This window comes from Schleiferilactobacillus harbinensis, assembly GCF_008694105.1.
Taxonomy (GTDB): domain Bacteria; phylum Bacillota; class Bacilli; order Lactobacillales; family Lactobacillaceae; genus Schleiferilactobacillus; species Schleiferilactobacillus harbinensis.
This window is the reverse complement of record NZ_CP041364.1, coordinates 248,420-266,400: the sequence shown is the minus strand read 5'-3', so window position 1 is coordinate 266,400 and position 17,981 is coordinate 248,420. Positions and strand designations below refer to the sequence as shown.

The window sequence follows — 17,981 nt, the reverse complement described above, 5'->3', positions numbered from 1 at the left end:
CACAATTCTAGAGGGAAACGGTAGGGGTGTCAATAGACAGAGGGCGCAGGCGACCGTTCAGAAGCGTAGGCGGAAGGCCAGGGGCGCAGAAAAACCGCACTTAGGTTTTTTGCGCCCCTGGCCTTCCGCCCTAGCTTCTGGTCGCTGGAGCCCGTTTAAGGGAGAGGCAGCCGCAACCAATTTACGTGATGCGCTGCCTGCCGTGACAATGCTCCGCAAGCTGCGGCAAAATGGGCTGGAACGTGGTGACGGCGCTTGAAGCCAGCAAAAACCGCTGTCTTCAAGTCGCCTAACCACATCAGCGGCAAAGCCGCTGTGTGGTTACCACCACTGAGCCCATTTTGCCTCCGCTTGCTACGCATTGGCACTAGATTCCATACACTAAGAAGCCTCTTTCTTCAGCTCAACCAAAAAAAGCCCACCGGTCACCCGGCGAGCTCATCTCACTCTTAACGAAATCCTTACTTCTTCGCGTCCGTACCCTCAAAGATATCGATCGACTCGCCATCCGCGGCTGCCTTCGTATCCTTGGTCTTCGGCGTATCTTTCGCACTGTCTTTGCTTTCCGACTTCTTCGCGTCCGTTGCGGCAGATTTGGTGTCCCTCGTACCCTTGGCATCTTTATCGGCCTTAGGGGTGTCTTTAGAATCCTTATCCTTGGCCTGATCATCGGCATCCTTCGCATCCGGATCCGCGGCACCGTCAATGCCGTAAGCATGCCGGACCTTAGTCCGCAATTCGGCTTCCATGTCCGGATGATCCGCAATATATTGCTTCGCGTTCTCCCGGCCTTGGCCGATCCGGTCTGAATTATAAGAGTACCAGGAACCGCTCTTATCCACGATATCCTTCTCGACCGCCATATCCAGCAATTCGCCGGTACGGGAGATGCCCTTGCCGTACATAATGTCGACTTCGGCAACCTTAAACGGCGGGGCAACCTTGTTCTTCACAACCTTGATCTTCGTCCGGTTGCCGATGATGTCGGTACCGTCTTTGATCTGTTCTGACCGGCGTACTTCCAACCGAATCGTGGCGTAGAACTTCAGCGCCCGACCGCCCGGAGTCGTTTCCGGGCTGCCGAACATAACACCGACTTTTTCCCGGATCTGGTTGATAAAAATAGCAATGGTTTTTGTCTTATTAATGGATCCAGACAACTTGCGCAATGCCTGGGACATCAACCGGGCCTGCAGCCCAACGTGGGCATCGCCCATTTCACCATCGATTTCAGCCCGCGGAACTAACGCTGCCACTGAGTCGACAACGACCAGATCCACGGCGCCGCTGGTGACCAGCGCGTCCGCAATTTCCAAGCCTTGTTCGCCAGTGTCCGGTTGGGACAGCAGCAAATCATCAATGTTGACGCCCAAATGCTTAGCGTATTCAGGGTCCAAGGCGTTTTCCGCGTCGATATACGCCGCCGTACCGCCTTCGCGCTGTACTTCAGCGACTGCGTGCAGCGCCACCGTCGTCTTACCGGATGATTCAGGTCCGTAAATTTCGACGATCCGGCCGCGGGGGTAGCCGCCGACTCCCAGTGCTGTATCTAAGGCTAATGAGCCCGTGGAAATGGTCCGAATTTGCGTATCGGCTTTATCGCCCATCCGCATAATGGCCCCTTTCCCGAAGTTTTTTTCAATTTTCTTCAGAGCATCATTCAAAGCAGTCTTGCGTTCTTGCTTGTCGGTTAATTCAACGACTTCTTTAAGCTTGGTATTTTTAACAGCCAAAAGCGTCCCTCCTCAATTAGGTTGCTCGTTTTCGTTCACTTTATGCGTCTTATATAGTTTATCGGATTGCCCGGCAAAACACAACAAAAAAGCGAACGAACGTTCAAATTTAATTTTTTAAGGCGTTCTGCAGCATCTTGAATCCCCAAGCCACGGCCCGGGCGCGGACTTCATTACGGCTGCCCAGCAAATGGAACTCCTGCACCGTGGTGCCCTGGGGCCCGGCCAAACCGATGAATACTGTGCCGGCCGGCTGTCCTTCCAAGGTATCGGGTCCGGCCACGCCGGTGAAGCCCAGGGCGTAATCAGTACCGACTTTAGCCCGGGCACCCTCAGCCATCGCCGCCGCCGTTTCCCGGCTGACCACTCCGTACTGCTTAATCGTGGCTGCCGGCACGCCGATCATCGCTGTTTTTTGAGCCGGGGCATAGGTGACAAAACCGCCGGGAAAGACGGCAGAAATACCGGAAATGGTCCCCAGTGACGCCTGAAATTCGCCCGCCGTCAGGCTCTCCGCCGCCGTGATCGTCAAATGCCGCGTAATCAGCTGCTGCCCCACGACCTGGGCCAACGAGCCGTGTTCGCCAGTACCGTAATAGGCATCGCCCAGCAAGTCCTTCACCTGGGCGGCCACCGGCGCCACCAGCTGTTCCGCCGCGGCATGGTCCGCCGCTTGGGCGGTGACCCGCACGGCAATATCTGGAAATTGGTAATAAATGGCGATCGTCGGATTCGTCTGGGCATCGATCAGCGGTGCCAGCTTGGTCGCGATCACTGATTCCGTCAGCCCATAAAAGCGCAGCATGGTCGACGCCAACACCTTATGCGTATGCTGGGCCAGCCGGGGGATCAGCTGCTCGCTGACCATCGGTTTGAACTCTTGGGGCGGGCCGGGCAGCGTCACGTAAATCGTCCCCTGCATGACATTCCAACTGCCCACCGCGAGCCCGGTCCGGTTCGGCAGCGGCTCGCCGCCGGCCGGTAATTGGGCCTGAACCAGGTTGTTCGAGGTTAATGCATGCTGCAGCCGGGCTGCCGTGGCCGTTAATTTTTCCTTGGCCTGAGCGTTAGTCACCAGCGGCTGATGCAGAAACTCCGCTACCGTACGTTTCGTCACATCATCGGCGGTCGGGCCTAAACCGCCGCTGAGAATGACCAAGTCGCTGCGCTGGCTGGCCTGTTGCAGCAAAGCCGTGATTCGCTGGGGATTGTCCCCCACCGTTTCCTGATAATAAATATCGATGCCCAATTGAGCCAGCTGCCGGGCTAAATACGGGCTGTTGGTATCGGTGATTTCTCCCAACAGCATTTCTGTACCGACCGCGATGATCTCTGCTTGCATTGTTGTCCTTCCTTTCCCCACATCATTACATTACGCAATCTGGTGTCAAATAAACGAAGCAAGCCCCAACAACCAGAAAATGGTCATCGGGGCTCACGACTGAAAAAATCTATTCCTTACTGGCGTCCTTAAAGGCATCCTTGCCCTTGATAAAGTACTCCGCCCCCGAGTAAATCGTGAAGAACAGGCAGATATACAGGAGGATCTCGCCAAAGGGAATGTGCCAGTTGCTGAAGCCGATATTGTTCAGCAATAAGAAGATGATGGCGAACATCTGGGTGTTGGTCTTGATTTTGCCGGGCCAAGCGGCCGCCATAACGGTACCGTTCTGCTCAACGATCAAGAGCCGCAAGCCCGTGACAGCCAACTCCCGGCAAACAATAATGGCGACGACCCACGCCGGGGCCTTGCCCAATTCCACCAAGAAGATGAACGCCGTCATGACCAGCATCTTGTCCGCCAACGGATCAGCAAATTTACCAAAGTTGGTGACCAAGTGCTGGCCCCGGGCAATACGTCCGTCCAGCAAATCTGTCAATGACGCGACAATGAAGACAATGGCGGCAATTAGGTAAGTCGTCGAAATACCGGTTCCCAGGAGGACGACGCTGCCCATGTTCCAAGGCACCGCCAGCAATAGGATGAAGACCGGGATCAAAATGATCCGAAAGACCGTTAACTTATTGGGTAAGTTCATTTATTTTTCTCCCCCTGCACAATCAATCCTGACCCGTATCACTGCTGCTGGAACTGGCCGCGCCGCTTTGATCACTGCTGGCTGCGGCTGCGCCGCTGATGGTCAGATTCGCCGTCCGCACAATACTGGTCACACCCGCTTGATTCATATCAATCGTCTGATCATTCAGCTTAGCGGTGGTGTAAGTGGCATTCCCCGTGCGGATCTGAATACTTTGCGTGCCGCTGGGAACCTCCACGGTATGGTCCGCGCCGGCCTGCAGTGTTCCCTGCCAGCTCTGGACATTACCGAAGGAAACGGCCAGCCAAACGGCTTGCGTCGATGCCGCCACCGTGATCTTGTTGCCGGAATCCGGCAAGTCAGTCACCGTATAGTTCATCTGGGACCCGCTGACGCCGGCCGCAGTGATCTTCAATTCCTTCTTGCTGCTTTCCTTCTTCTTACTGGATGACTTGGCACTGCTGCTCTTAGCTGAGCTGCTGGTCTCCTTGCTGCTGGACTTGGCTACTTCACTGGAAGTGGCTTCAGTACTGGGAATAGCCCGTTTGTTGCCCTGGGTTCCCCGCCACGTGAAGTAACTCAGAATAATGATAATGATCGTCACAACAGCAACAATGATGATCTGCGGCAAGTAATTCTTCGCCCGGGCAGTCACTGTAGACGCCCCAAGCAGCGGCCGGGCTTCCCGGCGCTTGTCGGTCGGCTGTTCTTCTTCCTCAGCGGCAGCGGTCGTTGACGCCGACTGGGGCAGCTCGTCAGAATATTGGTCTAATAATTTCTGACCATCCAGGCCGACAGTCTCGGCATACTGTTTGATAAACGCGCGTACGTAAAAGTCACCGGGCAAGGCATCAAAATTACCTTCCTCAATGGCGATCAAATAGCGTTTTTGTATTTTTGTAATCTGTTGCAGGTCATCAATGGTATAGCCCTTATCAATACGGGCCTCCCGCAACTTTTTACCAACTTCATCCATATTCTATATTCACCTACTAGGTATTATTCAAAAACAGTATATCATAGGCCGCCAACGACACCAATGAAAGAAAGTCTTAAGGCCCGCTGGTCTATACCAGCCAGCCGCCGGTGACGTAAATCGTCTGACCCGTTAAATATTGGGCTTCCGGCGCCAGCAGCACCTGCAGCCAGTATGCAACATCCTGGGGCTGGGCCATGCGGCCGGCGGGGATCTCATCCGTCAACGCAGCCTTCGCCCCGCCAGCCAGCATCGCTGCGTTCATCGGGGTATCCACCGCTCCGGGGGCAATGACATTCACCGTGATCCCCAAGGACGCCACTTCGCGGGAATAGGCCTGGGCAAACGCAGACAACGCCCCTTTAGTCATACTATACACGGCTTCCATTGGACTGCCGTGTCCACCATAAACAGACCCTAAGTATATCACACGGCCATGGCCGGTTTGTGCTAATTTTTCCTGTAGTGCTTGGGTGATCAGCAGCGGTGTGCGGACATTGATTTGCCACAGCCGGTCGAGCTGCGCTGCCGGCGTGTCCGCAAATAATTCATAATCCGTGACACCCTGGCTAAAGACCACGGCATCAACACCAAAGAGTGCTGGGCGCAGTTGATCCACCACAGTGGGGTTGGTGAAATCCAATTGAACGGGTAAAAACTCTTGGCCGGGATAACGTACCGTTAATTCCCGGACCAGGTCAGCCACCCGAGTCATGTGCTGCCAGCCCTGCAAGTAAAGGGACCAGCCGGCCGCCGCTAAGGCTCTGGCGGCTGCTTGGCCAATGGCCCCTGTGGCGCCGCAAAGCAAAACGCGTTTCATCCGGCGGCCTCCTCGTCTGGCGAAACCAGCACGGTGGTCATTGCGGCCGGTTGAAACAACTCGTTCGCTAAGGCCAGCACATCGGTATACCGCAAACTGGCGATGATCGCGGCCAGTTTCGGCAGCGGATAAACCACCCGCCGATCGGCCGCCCGGGTATCCGCGGCGTCCACCAATTGAGCACCCAACCAGCCGAAATGGTCGAACCCGGTAATATTGCGCCCAATCAGTTCACGCTGCAGTCGAGTAAAGGCCGCCGGGGTCAGTGCCGCCCGGGCGTGGGCGGGGGTCAAAATTTCTTTCAAGGACTGCGCCAGGGTCGCTGGCGCCGGGGTCTTCCCGCCGACGGTTAAGACGCCAAAGTTGCTGTGCAGTTCCGCGTCAACTAAGAATGAATCATCAATTAAGCCGCTTTGATACAGGCGCAAAAAGTCCGGCGCGGATTCCAATAATAACCCGCTCAGCAGCAGATCCAGCTGCAGTGATACCCGCAAGCGTTGGGTCGGATCCGGCAAAGCCGGCAGCCGCACCCCGACCCAAGCCTCCGGCAGGCTTAAGGGTGCCCGCAGCAGCCGGGGGGCCGTGATCACCGGCGCCGTGGCCACTGCACTGCGGGGAATCGGGCCAGCTGAAGCAGCAGCAGTGGGAATCGCCAGCTGGGTCAGCAGTGTATCGAAGTTGAAGTCCCCCACCACAACCAGCTGCATATTGTTCGGCCGATAAAACGTCTGGTACGCCGCCGTCAATAATTCTGGGGTGATGCCGGCAATACTTTGGCGGGAACCCGCCACATCCTCGGCAATCACACTGGCGGGAAAGAGATGGTCCCAGACCGTCTGCTGCGGCTCATAATCCGGATCATCCCGATACATTTGTATTTCCTGGGAAATAATGCCCTGTTCTTTAGCCACCGTGGCCGCCGTAAAATACGGCGTCAGGACGAAGTTCAGCAAATCCTGAACGTTTTCTTGCAGGTGAGCCAAACCGGAACAATAATAATTGGTCACGTTCCGGGTCGTGAACGCATTGACATCCGCCCCCCGAGCCGCAAACGCGTCGGCAGCATCGTGGTCGCCCTTATCAAACATTTTATGCTCCAAGAAATGGGCCACCCCGGCGGGTAATGACGCGCCCGGGTTGGCCCCCGTCAACCGGCGGGCACTCGCACTGCCGAAAAATACGGTGAGCTGGGCGTAATGCCGGACAAAACCGGGTTTTTCAATTCCCACGACGGTCAGGCCGTTGGGCAGCACGGCTTGGCGCACTTGCTCCGGCAATGGTGGAAAGTCATTCGCCATTCTGGGCCACCCCTTCCTGTAAATAATCCACAACCAAGGCGTAGTGCTGGGCACACGCCTGCACCGCTGCCGGCGTCACCGCCCGCACCTGGCGGACAAAGGCCGCTGTACGCATATCAGCCGCTGGGAGGCGGTATTGCAAAATCAGGCGGCTGTTCACATCGCTCTGGCGATCACTCTCGCCCAACCGATTAGCAATCAGCTCTTCCTGCACACTATGCAGCCGGGCTGCGGTAAACTGGCCGGTTTGCATCCGCTGCAGGGTGTCTGCCACGATTTGGCGCACTTGCGGCGCAGTCCCCGGATCGATGCCGGCTTGCAGCAGGGTGGCCCCCGTCTGGGCATCCAGTTCCGTCCCAGCATAATAAGCCAAACTGGCCTGCTCGCGGACCGCGGCAAACAATAGCGAATTCGCTGAGCCGCCGAACAAGGCATCAGTCACCATATATTGGAAATAGGTCGGGCCGTAATACGTGACCGGCAGATGATACAAGGCCACATATTGTCTTTGCTGAAAATTCTCCATCGTTTGCCACTGACGAAAAGCCGGTACCTGCCCAGTCCATTGCAGCGGCGTGGTTACTGCCGGCCGGGCCGCCAGCGGCCACGCGGCCACCTGGCTCAGTACCGCCGCTGGATCCACATCGCCGGTCACGATGATTTCAATTTCATCCTGACTTACCATCTGCTGCCAATACGCCGCCAAGTTTTCGGCCGTGGCCGCTTCAATGGTCGCCGCTGTCCCCCCAAGCACCGCCGCTTGTTCCGGCGCATGCTGGAAATACTGGGCCTGGGCAGTCAAAACAGCCTTATTGTCAGCACTATCTGTGACGCTCTGCAGCTCATGGCGCAGATTATCCTGTTCCGGCGTGAAGAAAGGCGCTGCATATCCCGCCGTACTGAGCAGCGGGTGCAGCGTAATGGCCTGCAGCAACGCCAAAGCTGGGCCCAAAATGGATTCTCCCTTGGGCAGGACCGCATCGCTTAGAAATTGCAGCTGGCAAGTGGCAATGCTGAGTGCCCCTTCCCGATCGACGCCTGTGCGCAGCGACGCGCCGTACAGATCCTGCAGTGCAACAGTGAGCGCAGTCGGATCCGGATATTGAGCGTTCGCCACCGGCCACAGATTAACGATCAACTGCCGAGGCGTCAGCGTTTCTAGTTGCAGCGGGGCAATAAAATTGACCGTGGCCGCCACTGTTTTAAACTTCTTGCTGGGGACGACCGTCAGCCGCACCCCAGACTTTAATCGTTGTGAAAAAGCCATACACCGTCTGCTTTCTAATCGGCCGCTTGGCCGGTCTTATTGAGTACCTTCCGGGGTTTAGACCCGTCCGGTCCGCTCACGACTCCGTGGGCTTCCAATTCATCCATCAACCGCGCCGCCCGGTTATAACCGATCCGGAACCGCCGCTGGAGCATGGATACACTCGCTGTATCCTGATCTTTCAACATCGTGACAGCGTCATTGAAATATTCGTCTTCACTGTCTTTACCCTGATCACCGCCCAGACCATTAATGTCGTCGTCCGTCGGCTCCATGGACTCATCGTATTCAGCCGGCTGCTGCTCCGCCACGAAGGCCACCACTTTTTCCACATCGTCTGAGGAAATATAAGCCCCCTGGACCCGGACTGGTTTGCTGGCGCCCATGGGCAGAAAAAGCATATCGCCTCGGCCGAGGAGCTTTTCCGCCCCAACTTGATCCAAAATCGTGCGGGAATCGATCCCGCTGGATACTGCGAAGGCAATCCGCGACGGAATATTGGCTTTGATCAGCCCCGTGATAACATCCACGGAAGGCCGCTGGGTGGCAATAATCATGTGGATTCCCGCCGCCCGGGCCATTTGGGCCAACCGGACGATGGCATTTTCCACTTCATTGCCGGCGACCATCATCAGATCGGACAACTCGTCCACGATCACGACAATATACGGCAGAACCGGCATCGGCGTCTTTTTGCCTGCATCGGTCTGGTTAAATTCTTCGGCCTTGGCATTGTATTCATCCATGTTGCGCAAACTGGCATGGGCAAAAAGCTCATAGCGCCGTTCCATTTCGGCCACGACTTTGTTTAACGCTCCGGCTGCCTTCTTGGCCTCGGTGACGACTGGGATCAGCAGATGGGGAACGCCGTTATAAACGTTCAATTCCACCATCTTGGGATCGATCAGCAGCAGTTTCACTTGATCCGGTCGGGTCCGCATCAGCAGGCTGGTGATCATCGTATTGATCATGACCGATTTCCCGCTGCCGGTAGATCCGGCGATCAGTAAATGGGGCATTTTTGCCAAATTAGCGCTGATCACTTTACCCGTGACATCTTTCCCCAGCGGTACCCGCAGCAGATGTTTCCGGTCAGCCGGCAGATGCTCCGCAACATCCCGGAAGGAAACCGTGGAGACTTGCTGGTTGGGTACTTCAATGCCGACGTAAGGCTTCCCAGGAATCGGCGCTTCCATCCGAATATCCTTAGCGGCCAAGGCCAGGGCTAGGTCGTCGGTCAAATTGACGATCCGGGACACCTTCACACCAGCCGCCGGTTGGACTTCATACTTCGTAATCGCCGGGCCTAAGCTAGCCTTTTTTACTGACGCGTGCACGCCGAAACTGGCTAAAGTCTCTTCCAGCTTATTCTTATTGGTATTGATCGTTGCCACCTCCCCGCTCTGATCCGTCGGCGGAATCGCGGTGAGCAGACTGGTGGGCGGCAGCTCGTAATCTTCAGCCACCTGAGTGTCTCCTAAAGGCAGGTCCTTGGGTTCATCTTTGAGCGGCTCCGGCACCGGTGCCGCCGAAGTGGGCGCAGGCGGCGTATCAATAACAAAATCATTCTGGGCCGCCGGTTTAGGCTTAGCCGGGGCTGGGGGAGCTATTTCTTCAGGTGCCGCCGGAGCCGGTTTTTCTGCCGGAGCCGGTTTCTTTGCCGGCCGCGGACCAGCATCATTGAGAAAACGATCAGCCAATGCCTGCCAGAACGACACGGTATGGTGCCGCGCCGCCCGACTCATGGCCGCGCCGCCGGATTCCACAGCTTGCGCGACGTGGGCCACCTTGGCAAAGGGAATACCAAAGAAAATCATCGCCCCGGCCAGCATGAACAAAGTCGCCAGGATATACGTGCCGACCTGCGACACTAGGAAATACGTGCCTGTATAGAGCACAGTCCCGACCATGCCGCCGCCCACACTTTCGGTAATCGTCGCCCGCACGAATTCTTCACGCAAGATCATCCACAAATATTGCAGGAACCGGCTGTGCACGTCCGCCTGGCCAAAATACAGGGCCGCTACAAAGAGCAGACTGCCGCCATAGGTCAGCGCCAGCCCGCCCAGCTTGCTCAACGCAATGTGCGGCAGTTCACCGTTGGCCATCAACGTGAAGCCGCAAAAGCCCAGCAGAAAAGCGGCGATCATGTAAGTATCCCCCACCAGCAGGCGCAGGATATTCACCATGAAAACGCCGATGAAACCCAGCCGAAAAAGAGCCAGTACCGCCAGCAACAGAAAAACAAACCCCACCACATTCATTGTGGGAATCGGCTGTTTTTTACTGGTGCGCGGCCGGCTGGTCGTTGGTCGTTTTTTGGTTGTCCGGGCTGCTCTGCGCTTAGCCATGGTGTACTCCTTCTACTGTATTCTCGGTCTGAAAACCTGTTCCCCATTATAAGTTAAAAAAGCAGGCAAAACCAAACGGTTCCGTCTGCTTTCTACCTTAATGGGCCTTACTTGGCATCGTCTTTCGTTTCCGGTTCGCCAGAGGCTTGGAAGTTCAAAGAAACGCCCTCGTTCAAAGCCACCGAAGTCACCTGATAAGTCAAGGTTTCAATGTACTCCACTAACGGCCGGGACAGCTTCTCCAGCTCTTCCGGCGGCAAATCGCTGGCTTCACCAAAGTAGTTCAGCACTTGGACCACCCGGCTGATGGACCCGGAGATGCGGAAGCCGTTGTTCTCCACAGTCACATCGAAGGGCACCATAATTTCAAAGAAATTACCGTCCTTCTCCGTCCCCTTCAACCGGTCGTCGTTGGGTTGGACTGTCCGCATGGCCACTTGCACGTCCTGGCTGGCTTGATCGTCTTTTTGCAATAAATCATAATGGAACGAATTCACGATGATTGGGAATTTTTTAGTCTCCATGATTATCCTCCAAAGTTTCAGATTGCACTCTCTTTAGTATGGCAATTTTTTGCCAACCTCGCAACCTACTTCCACTTATCGTGGGGATAAACATGATGTTCTTCCAACCCCGTGAAGTGCTGCTGCCGGACTGCTTCGTAAATCACGATGGCCACCGAATTGGCTAGATTCAGTGCCCGCACTTTATCCGTCATGGGAATCCGCAGGCAGCGATCGTGGTACTTGTCCATGAAGTCCTTAGGCAGGCCCGTGGTTTCCTTGCCGAACATGAAATAGTGATCCGCATCGGTATCGCTGAAGTCTTGGTCCGTATACACGAGATCCGAGAATTTAGTGATCAAATAAAGATGCTGGGTATCCGGCAAGGTCGCCATGAACGCATCTAAATCATCATGTTCCACCAGATTCACATTATCCCAATAATCCAGCCCCGCCCGCTTCATGTTCCGGTCGCTTAGTTCAAAGCCCAGGGGATAAATCAAATCCAAAGTCGCCCCAGTCGCCGCACACGTCCGGGCAATATTCCCGGTGTTTGCCGGCATCAGGGGTTCATAAAGTACAATATGGTTCGTCAAGGAAGGTCCTTCTTTCATTGTCAGTTATGGTTTCTAGCATACAGCGGTCGGCGGAACTTTTCACGTAATGCTAGTAATGCTAAAGGATGTTCCCGTACACTGCCGTGCCAAAGCTACGCAATCTCCGGCGGAATGGGCTGGCGACGCGCAGCAAGTGCGAAGCCGAAGGCGTAGCTAGTGGTGACGGCGGTTTAAGCCCGCTGAGGACCGCGGTCTTAAACACGCCTAACAACATCGGCGGCAAGCCGCCGTGTTGTTCCCACCACTGAGCCCATTCCGCCTCCGATTGCTTCGCATTGGCACTACACTGTGGCTCAGCTAACAACACGCCTATCTATACTAAACAACAAAAAAACGCATCGCCTCGGTGACAACCACAGCAAGGCAATACGTTAGTACGTCCTTTTCGTTTATTTTTATCAAAAAAACTTCTGAGAAAAGTAAGCGGAAAGGTCATTGGCAATATAATAACACCTGCTCCAAGGGGTTGCAACAGGTCTAGACTAATTATTTTCAGCAGGTTATAGTCAAGTTAATTCGATGGAAAGTGAGCAAAACCATGCTAAAAATCTACGAGTACGATCGGCGCAACCACCAAGTGGTGCCCACTGATCATTTCGCCAACCAAACCTGGATCAATGCCGTCGACCCCAGTGCCGAGGAAATCGCCACCCTGTTAGGCAAAACAGATCTGCCGGAGTCCTTCGTCTTCTATGGCCTGGATAAGGATGAGAATGCCCGGACTGAATATAATGAGGACGATGATGCGACCCTGATTATTTTCGACGTCCCCATTCTGCAAAAAGATGGCAGCAATACCAACGCAGTGTATCGGACTGTTCCTCTGGGTATTATTTTGACGAAGAATCACATTGTTACAATTTCGAATATGCATATGCCCTTTTTAGATTCCTTCAGCGACAATCGGCGCCATTTGAATCCCACCAAGCCGATCCATGCGGTGCTCAGTATTTTGGCCCACGTGGTGTCCAACTATCAGCGCTATCTGCGGGACATGAATAAGAGCCGGGAACGCACCGAAGACCGGTTGCAGCGGAACATGCACAACCGAGATCTTTACAGTCTCATGCGAATCCAGCGCGGTCTTGTCTATTTCCTAATGTCCCTGCGGACCGACCGTCTGGCGCTGGAGGCTTTGCGTAAGGCGCCCCATTTCCCACTGAACGACGTGGATGATGAATACATCGACGACATCCTCACCGAAGTGCAGCAGAGTATCGAGATGGCCCAGATCAGCAATAACATCCTGACGGAGTCCATGGACACTTACTCTTCGGTGATCAATAACAACATGAACAACGTCATGAAGTTTCTTACGGTTTACTCCATCCTGTTGACGATCCCGACACTGGTCTTCAGCTTCTACGGGATGAACATGACCCTGCCGATTGCCAACTTGGGCGTCAGCTGGGTGATCGCGATTGTGTTATCGCTGATTATCGGTGCTTTGGTCGCATTTCACTTTTGGCGCAAGCATCTTTTCTGAATAGGTGTTCATATGAGCACTTACTAATTGTTAGTCCTTTACTGGCGTGGTATACTAATCTTGTTTGTGGTTCGCTTAAATCGAGTATCCATATTTTTCAATTGAAGGGAGGCCATTGTATGGCCAAAAAGTCAAAGATCCTCAAGGAACAAAAGATCGAGGCCACCGTCGCGAAGTATGCGCCGCTGCGGGCTAAGCTGAAGGCAGAACATAACTATGCCGCGCTGTCCCTGCTGCCGCGGAATGCGTCGCCGGTCCGGATCCATCACCGCGATCGCCTTGACGGCCGGCCGCACGCTTACTACCGTAAGTTCGGTCTGAGCCGGATCAACTTCCGGGAACTCGCCCACAAAGGCGAAATTCCGGGTGTCCGTAAAGCCAGCTGGTAATCAGCTGAAAAAAATCCCAATCATTGGCCGGTCGCCTTTGATTGGGATTTTTTGCTGTCTATTTTTTATCGGCCGGCGGCTCCGGAGCTGGCGATGTCGGCTTATCGGCCGGTGCTGCCGCGGGGGCAGTCGCCGGTGTCGGCAGTTGCGCTTGTTCTTCATAAAGCGACGACGTCGACACGAACCAGTGCCAGATGCGCACCCAGATGATCTTGATGATTGCATAGACTGGAATCCCGAATAGGACACCCGGCAGACCGTACAGCCCGCCAGCCCCCAATAGGACCAGCAAAGTCGTCACCGGGTGCATATCCATCTTACTGCCGACGACCAGCGGCGAAACGACCCGCTGCTCAATGGTCTGCTCGATGGCAAAGACCACCAGCACCCATAGGATCATTTGCGGTGACGTCATCGCCGCCACCAGCAAACTGGGGATCATAGCCAAAAATGATCCCAGATACGGAATGAGGTTCAGGATAGCCGCCAGAATTGCCAGGGTCACGCCGTAGCGCTGGCCGATGACCGTATAGCCGATGGCAAACATCACCCCGACCCAGAAGGCGACGGTGAGCTGCCCGGTGATGTAATTACTGATGGATTGACTGATTTCAGTCAAAATATGACGCAAATGATCCTGCCAGCGCAGAGGCACCACCCGCACCATAGCCTCGCGGAACCCATTGGGGTCCTTCAGCATGAAGAACAGCAAGAAGGGGGCCGTGACGATGGTCATCACCACGCTGGTAATTGTCCCCACCGCCCCGCCAATATTCAGCAGTGTTGCCCCAGCAGCACTTTGCACCGTGGACATCCATGAACTGGAGACATTCTTCAACGCATTTTCCACCTGCTGGGTGACCTGACTGAAGCGGGAGTCCTGAAGCAGCTCGCCGATCCATTTCTCCAGTCCGTTCCAATACCCGGGAAAGGCCGTCAGAAACTGGGTGATCTGGGATTGAATCAGTGGAATCACGGAGACCAGTCCCCAAATCACCAGAGCCAGGATTACGACAAACAAAAGCAGCGTGGAGACGACCCGGGGAATATGCCACTTGCGCTGCATGAAGGATACCGGCGGTTCCATCAGGTAATACAGGACGCCAGCCAGCAGAACGGGCGGCAGTAAAATATTGAAGACTTTGCCGACAGGGTCAAAAATACTGCTTACTTTAGTGAAAACAAAAATCACGATCAGCACCAGCAGCACATTGATCAGTGCCGCGGTGACTTTGTTATTCACGAACCAGCGGAAAAACCACGATTGATTGAACCGGTCAAACCGCCGATTCGGTTGCGATTGTTTAGCTGCCATCGCCTGGCTCCTTTCTTCCTAATAGAACTTACACGTGATGCGTATAGCTGATCGTCGTGCCCGCTTGAAAATCAGGGAACCGCGGGGCATCAGCGATGGGATGCAAATAAAGTCCGTTTTGCAGCCGGTCGCCCTGGGCCGTGTCGCTGAACACAAACGCCACATGACCCAGAGAGCGTAAATTATTCTGGGCCGCCCGGCCGACGTAGGTGATCGTGTAGGCCGCCGCCCCGACCTGGATCGTGTCACCCACAGCGACAGTCAAAGCGTGCTGCTGGGCCGGGTCGGCAAACCGTTGGATCACTGCAATGGCAGCAATCTCCGCCGTGGCTTCTTCGCCAAACAATACCACGATCGGATCCGCATGGCCCAATGCCTGCTCACCGATCTGCGTCACCGTTGCCTGTGTTGTTGTCATCTCATTTTGCCTGCCTTTGTCAATAGTTAGCACATAGTTATAGTTTAGCATAATCCCACCGGCTGACTGCCGGTCCCGAGACCGGTTTCTCTGTTATAATCGATTTAGCTTAGAAATTAAAGGAGTCGATTCGCGTGCAAGAGAAAATCTACCTGGGCGGATACACAAAACGCGTATCCCAAGGCATTTATGAAACGGTTCTGGATACTGACAAAGAAACGGTCGCTCAGCCGCATCTGCTGATCAAAAACAACGGCAGCACCTACATTGCTTGGGATGACAAACACCAGCGTCTTTTTGCCATCACCAGTCAAGACGGTCAAGGCGGCGTGGCCAGCTATGACCTCAGCGGTGATACGCCCCGGCTGATCAATACGGTGCTGGCTCCCGGCTCGTCCCCCGCCCATGTCTTCTACGACGGCGGCCGCTCCCTGCTCTACGCGGCTAACTACCATAAAGGCCAAGTCCTGGTATACAGTGTCGCGGCCGATGGCACCTTGGCGCTAGTGGACACTGTTCAGCATGAAGGCCATGGCCCCAAACCGGAACAAGAAGCCGCCCATGTCCACGAGACGATCCTGACCCCCGATAACCGGCTCATTGCCTGCGATCTCGGCATGGATCAAATCGACACCTTCGACATCAGCGCGTCCGGCCACTTGACCCACGCCGCCACCTTCACGACGCCCGCCGGTTTTGGTCCCCGGCACATTGTTTTCCATCCCAGTGCGCCGATCGCCTATCTCTTAGGCGAACTCGGCAGCGCCGTGATCGTCTTAGCCTATGACGCCGCCAAGGGCAGTTTCACCCAGCTGGAAGAAAAATCTTTGATTCCCGACGACTGGACCGCGTTCAACGGTTCCGCCGCCATCCGCGTCAGCCAAGACGGCCGGTTCCTGTATGCTTCTAACCGCGGCCACAACTCCATCGCCGTCTTCAGCATCAGCCCCGATGGCCGCAAAATCAGCTTGATCCAGCGCATCAGTACCGAAGGCCGGATTCCCCGGGACTTCAACCTAGACCCGACGGACCGTTACGTCCTGGCGGTAAACCAGGATTCCGATAACGGTACTCTGTACCGCCGCGATCCGGAAAGCGGCTTTTTGACCATGATTCAAAAAGATATTGATACCCCGGAAAGCACCTGTGTGCTGTTTGTCTAAGTTTCTGTAAAAACACTACAGTCATAATCCTCCATACGTTATACTTGAGAACGTCAAAGTACTAACGAGGAGGATTTTTCTTGTGCTGAATATTTTCAAAGCAGTGCTGCTGGGCATTATCGAAGGAATTACCGAATTTCTGCCCATCAGTTCCACCGGCCACTTATACCTGGCCAATGAATTCATCAAACTCGACGAGACCCCAGCCTTTATTACCATGTTCATGGTCGTCATTCAACTGGGCGCGATCCTGGCGGTGGTCGTGCTCTACTTCCACCGGCTGAATCCTTTTTCGCCAAAGAAGAGTCATCAGGAAAAAAACGATACCTGGAAGCTCTGGTTCAAGGTCATTCTGGCTGTTATTCCGTCCATGATCATTGGCTTATTGCTGAATGACTGGATGGATGCCCATCTGAATACGTGGCCGGTGATCAGTGCCACCTTGATCATTTACGGGGTCCTGTTCATCGTTATTGAGCGCTGGAACGCCCACCGCACACCCCGGGAGACGGATCTGAACGCGATCAGTCCGAAGACGGGTTTAGAAATCGGGTTCTTCCAGCTGCTGAGTCTGGTTCCTGGGACGTCCCGGTCCGGCGCCACGATCCTCGGCGGGATCACCATCGGGGCCTCCCGCTACGTCGCCACCGAGTTCTCGTTCTTCCTGGCGATTCCGACGATGGTCGGGGCTTCCGGTTTGAAGCTGGCGAAGTATATCTTGAAGGGCAACACGTTCACCGGGGATCAGCTCATGGTCCTGCTGGTCGGCACCGTCGTGTCCTTCCTCGTTGCCTATGTGGCGATCCGCTTCTTGCTCAACTTCATTAAGAAAAACGACTTCCAAGGCTTCGGCTGGTACCGGATCGTTCTCGGCTTGCTGGTCATCGCTTGGTTTGGTTTGCACAGATAGGAGAGATTAGGTTGGCTCAATTTCTGAAAGAACTGGCTGTTGAAAACTTTACCCATATTCCCGCCTTGTTGGCTGCGGGGGCGGATCGGATCGAACTCAACGACAATCTGGCCGTCGGCGGCACCACCGTCAGCCGCGGCGTGATGGCTGAGGCCACCCGCTACATTCACGAAAAGCAGCGCAGCGTGGCCGTCATGATTCGGCCCCGGGGCGGTGATTTCGTTTATAACGATACCGAGATCAAGATCATGGAAGCAGATGTCTTCAGTGCCCAAGAATTGGGCGCGGACGCCATCGTCACCGGTGCGCTGACGCCAGCCGGGGACATCGATACCGATGCCATGGAACAGCTGATCGCCGCGGCCGCGGGCATGGACGTGGTCTTCCACATGGCCTTCGATGCGATTCCCAAAGAAAAACAGGCAACGGCCCTCACTTGGTTGGCCGCCCACGACGTCGTCCGGGTCTTGACCCACGGCGGTCCTTTGACGACCCCGATCGCCAACACCCTGCCGCATTTAGCCGAAACGATCAAAGCGGCCCCAGCCGGCTTGACGATTCTGCCCGGCGGCGGCGTCACCGCGGTGAACGCGGACCAAATTGCTGAGACACTGCACGTTAAGCAGCTGCACGGGACGAAACTGATCACAATTTAAGCAGTCAACAGAAAGAGCGTCTGCCAGGAATCACCCAGCA

General features: G+C 55.1%; 17 protein-coding genes. 5 read left to right on the top strand and 12 right to left on the bottom strand.

What is annotated here, in order from left to right:
• Positions 1-461: 461 nt before the first annotated feature.
• From recA to trmL, 10 genes are all read right to left on the bottom strand, one after another.
• Positions 462-1,733 (bottom strand): recombinase RecA, encoded by a 1,272-nt coding sequence (recA, locus tag FMM01_RS01370; RefSeq protein ID WP_150391488.1) that lies wholly within the window; start codon positions 1,731-1,733, stop codon positions 462-464.
• 109 nt (positions 1,734-1,842) lie between these two features.
• Positions 1,843-3,075, bottom strand: a complete 1,233-nt coding sequence (locus FMM01_RS01365) for a competence/damage-inducible protein A (protein ID WP_150391487.1) — start codon at positions 3,073-3,075, stop codon at positions 1,843-1,845.
• 109 nt (positions 3,076-3,184) lie between these two features.
• Positions 3,185-3,772 carry a CDP-diacylglycerol--glycerol-3-phosphate 3-phosphatidyltransferase gene (gene pgsA / locus FMM01_RS01360; RefSeq protein ID WP_027827542.1) on the bottom strand — a complete coding sequence of 196 codons (588 nt, stop codon included), beginning with the start codon at positions 3,770-3,772 and terminating at the stop codon, positions 3,185-3,187.
• A 22-nt stretch (positions 3,773-3,794) separates the two neighbouring features.
• Positions 3,795-4,748, bottom strand: a complete 954-nt coding sequence (locus tag FMM01_RS01355) for a helix-turn-helix domain-containing protein (protein ID WP_150391486.1) — start codon at positions 4,746-4,748, stop codon at positions 3,795-3,797.
• Between the two features lie 91 nt (positions 4,749-4,839).
• Positions 4,840-5,568, bottom strand: coding sequence for an elongation factor P 5-aminopentanone reductase (ymfI, locus tag FMM01_RS01350; protein WP_150391485.1), 729 nt, complete (start codon positions 5,566-5,568; stop codon positions 4,840-4,842).
• Positions 5,565-6,866 (bottom strand): EF-P 5-aminopentanol modification-associated protein YfmH, encoded by a 1,302-nt coding sequence (gene yfmH, locus FMM01_RS01345; protein WP_150391484.1) that lies wholly within the window; start codon positions 6,864-6,866, stop codon positions 5,565-5,567. Before yfmH ends, ymfI begins: the two co-directional genes overlap by 4 nt.
• Positions 6,856-8,133, bottom strand: a complete 1,278-nt coding sequence (yfmF, locus tag FMM01_RS01340) for an EF-P 5-aminopentanol modification-associated protein YfmF (protein ID WP_150391483.1) — start codon at positions 8,131-8,133, stop codon at positions 6,856-6,858. The genes yfmH and yfmF overlap by 11 nt, the downstream gene beginning before the upstream one ends.
• 14 nt (positions 8,134-8,147) lie before the next feature.
• Positions 8,148-10,484 carry a DNA translocase FtsK gene (locus FMM01_RS01335; protein ID WP_150391482.1) on the bottom strand — a complete coding sequence of 779 codons (2,337 nt, stop codon included), beginning with the start codon at positions 10,482-10,484 and terminating at the stop codon, positions 8,148-8,150.
• A 107-nt stretch (positions 10,485-10,591) separates the two neighbouring features.
• Complete coding sequence (locus FMM01_RS01330; protein WP_027827547.1) at positions 10,592-11,008, bottom strand: DUF1149 family protein; 417 nt, start codon at positions 11,006-11,008, stop codon at positions 10,592-10,594.
• Between the two features lie 65 nt (positions 11,009-11,073).
• Entirely contained in the window at positions 11,074-11,583 is a 510-nt protein-coding gene (gene trmL, locus FMM01_RS01325; protein ID WP_027827548.1) for a tRNA (uridine(34)/cytosine(34)/5-carboxymethylaminomethyluridine(34)-2'-O)-methyltransferase TrmL, read from the bottom strand.
• Between the two features lie 559 nt (positions 11,584-12,142).
• Between trmL and FMM01_RS01320 the strand changes: the two genes are divergently transcribed.
• Positions 12,143-13,090, top strand: coding sequence for a magnesium transporter CorA family protein (locus FMM01_RS01320; RefSeq protein ID WP_063515319.1), 948 nt, complete (start codon positions 12,143-12,145; stop codon positions 13,088-13,090).
• Positions 13,091-13,209: 119 nt separating this feature from the next.
• A complete protein-coding gene (gene rpsN, locus FMM01_RS01315) occupies positions 13,210-13,479 on the top strand; it encodes a 30S ribosomal protein S14 (RefSeq protein ID WP_027827550.1) in 270 nt (89 codons plus the stop codon).
• 58 nt (positions 13,480-13,537) lie between these two features.
• Here rpsN and FMM01_RS01310 read toward each other — a convergent pair whose 3' ends face one another.
• The gene (locus tag FMM01_RS01310) at positions 13,538-14,794 is read right to left on the bottom strand and encodes an AI-2E family transporter (RefSeq protein WP_063515320.1); all 1,257 of its coding nucleotides are present in this window, start codon (positions 14,792-14,794) and stop codon (positions 13,538-13,540) included.
• A 28-nt stretch (positions 14,795-14,822) separates the two neighbouring features.
• Positions 14,823-15,212: a PTS glucitol/sorbitol transporter subunit IIA gene (locus tag FMM01_RS01305; RefSeq protein ID WP_190973425.1), complete on the bottom strand. Its 390-nt coding sequence runs from the start codon at positions 15,210-15,212 to the stop codon at positions 14,823-14,825.
• A gap of 134 nt (positions 15,213-15,346) precedes the next feature.
• Here FMM01_RS01305 and FMM01_RS01300 point away from each other — a divergent pair, with 134 nt between their 5' ends.
• From FMM01_RS01300 to FMM01_RS01290, 3 genes are all read left to right on the top strand, one after another.
• Positions 15,347-16,375 (top strand): lactonase family protein, encoded by a 1,029-nt coding sequence (locus tag FMM01_RS01300; RefSeq protein WP_150391480.1) that lies wholly within the window; start codon positions 15,347-15,349, stop codon positions 16,373-16,375.
• An 82-nt stretch (positions 16,376-16,457) separates the two neighbouring features.
• Entirely contained in the window at positions 16,458-17,285 is an 828-nt protein-coding gene (locus tag FMM01_RS01295) for an undecaprenyl-diphosphate phosphatase (RefSeq protein ID WP_150391479.1), read from the top strand.
• A gap of 11 nt (positions 17,286-17,296) precedes the next feature.
• Complete coding sequence (locus FMM01_RS01290) at positions 17,297-17,941, top strand: copper homeostasis protein CutC (RefSeq protein ID WP_223849987.1); 645 nt, start codon at positions 17,297-17,299, stop codon at positions 17,939-17,941.
• Positions 17,942-17,981 lie beyond the last annotated feature (40 nt).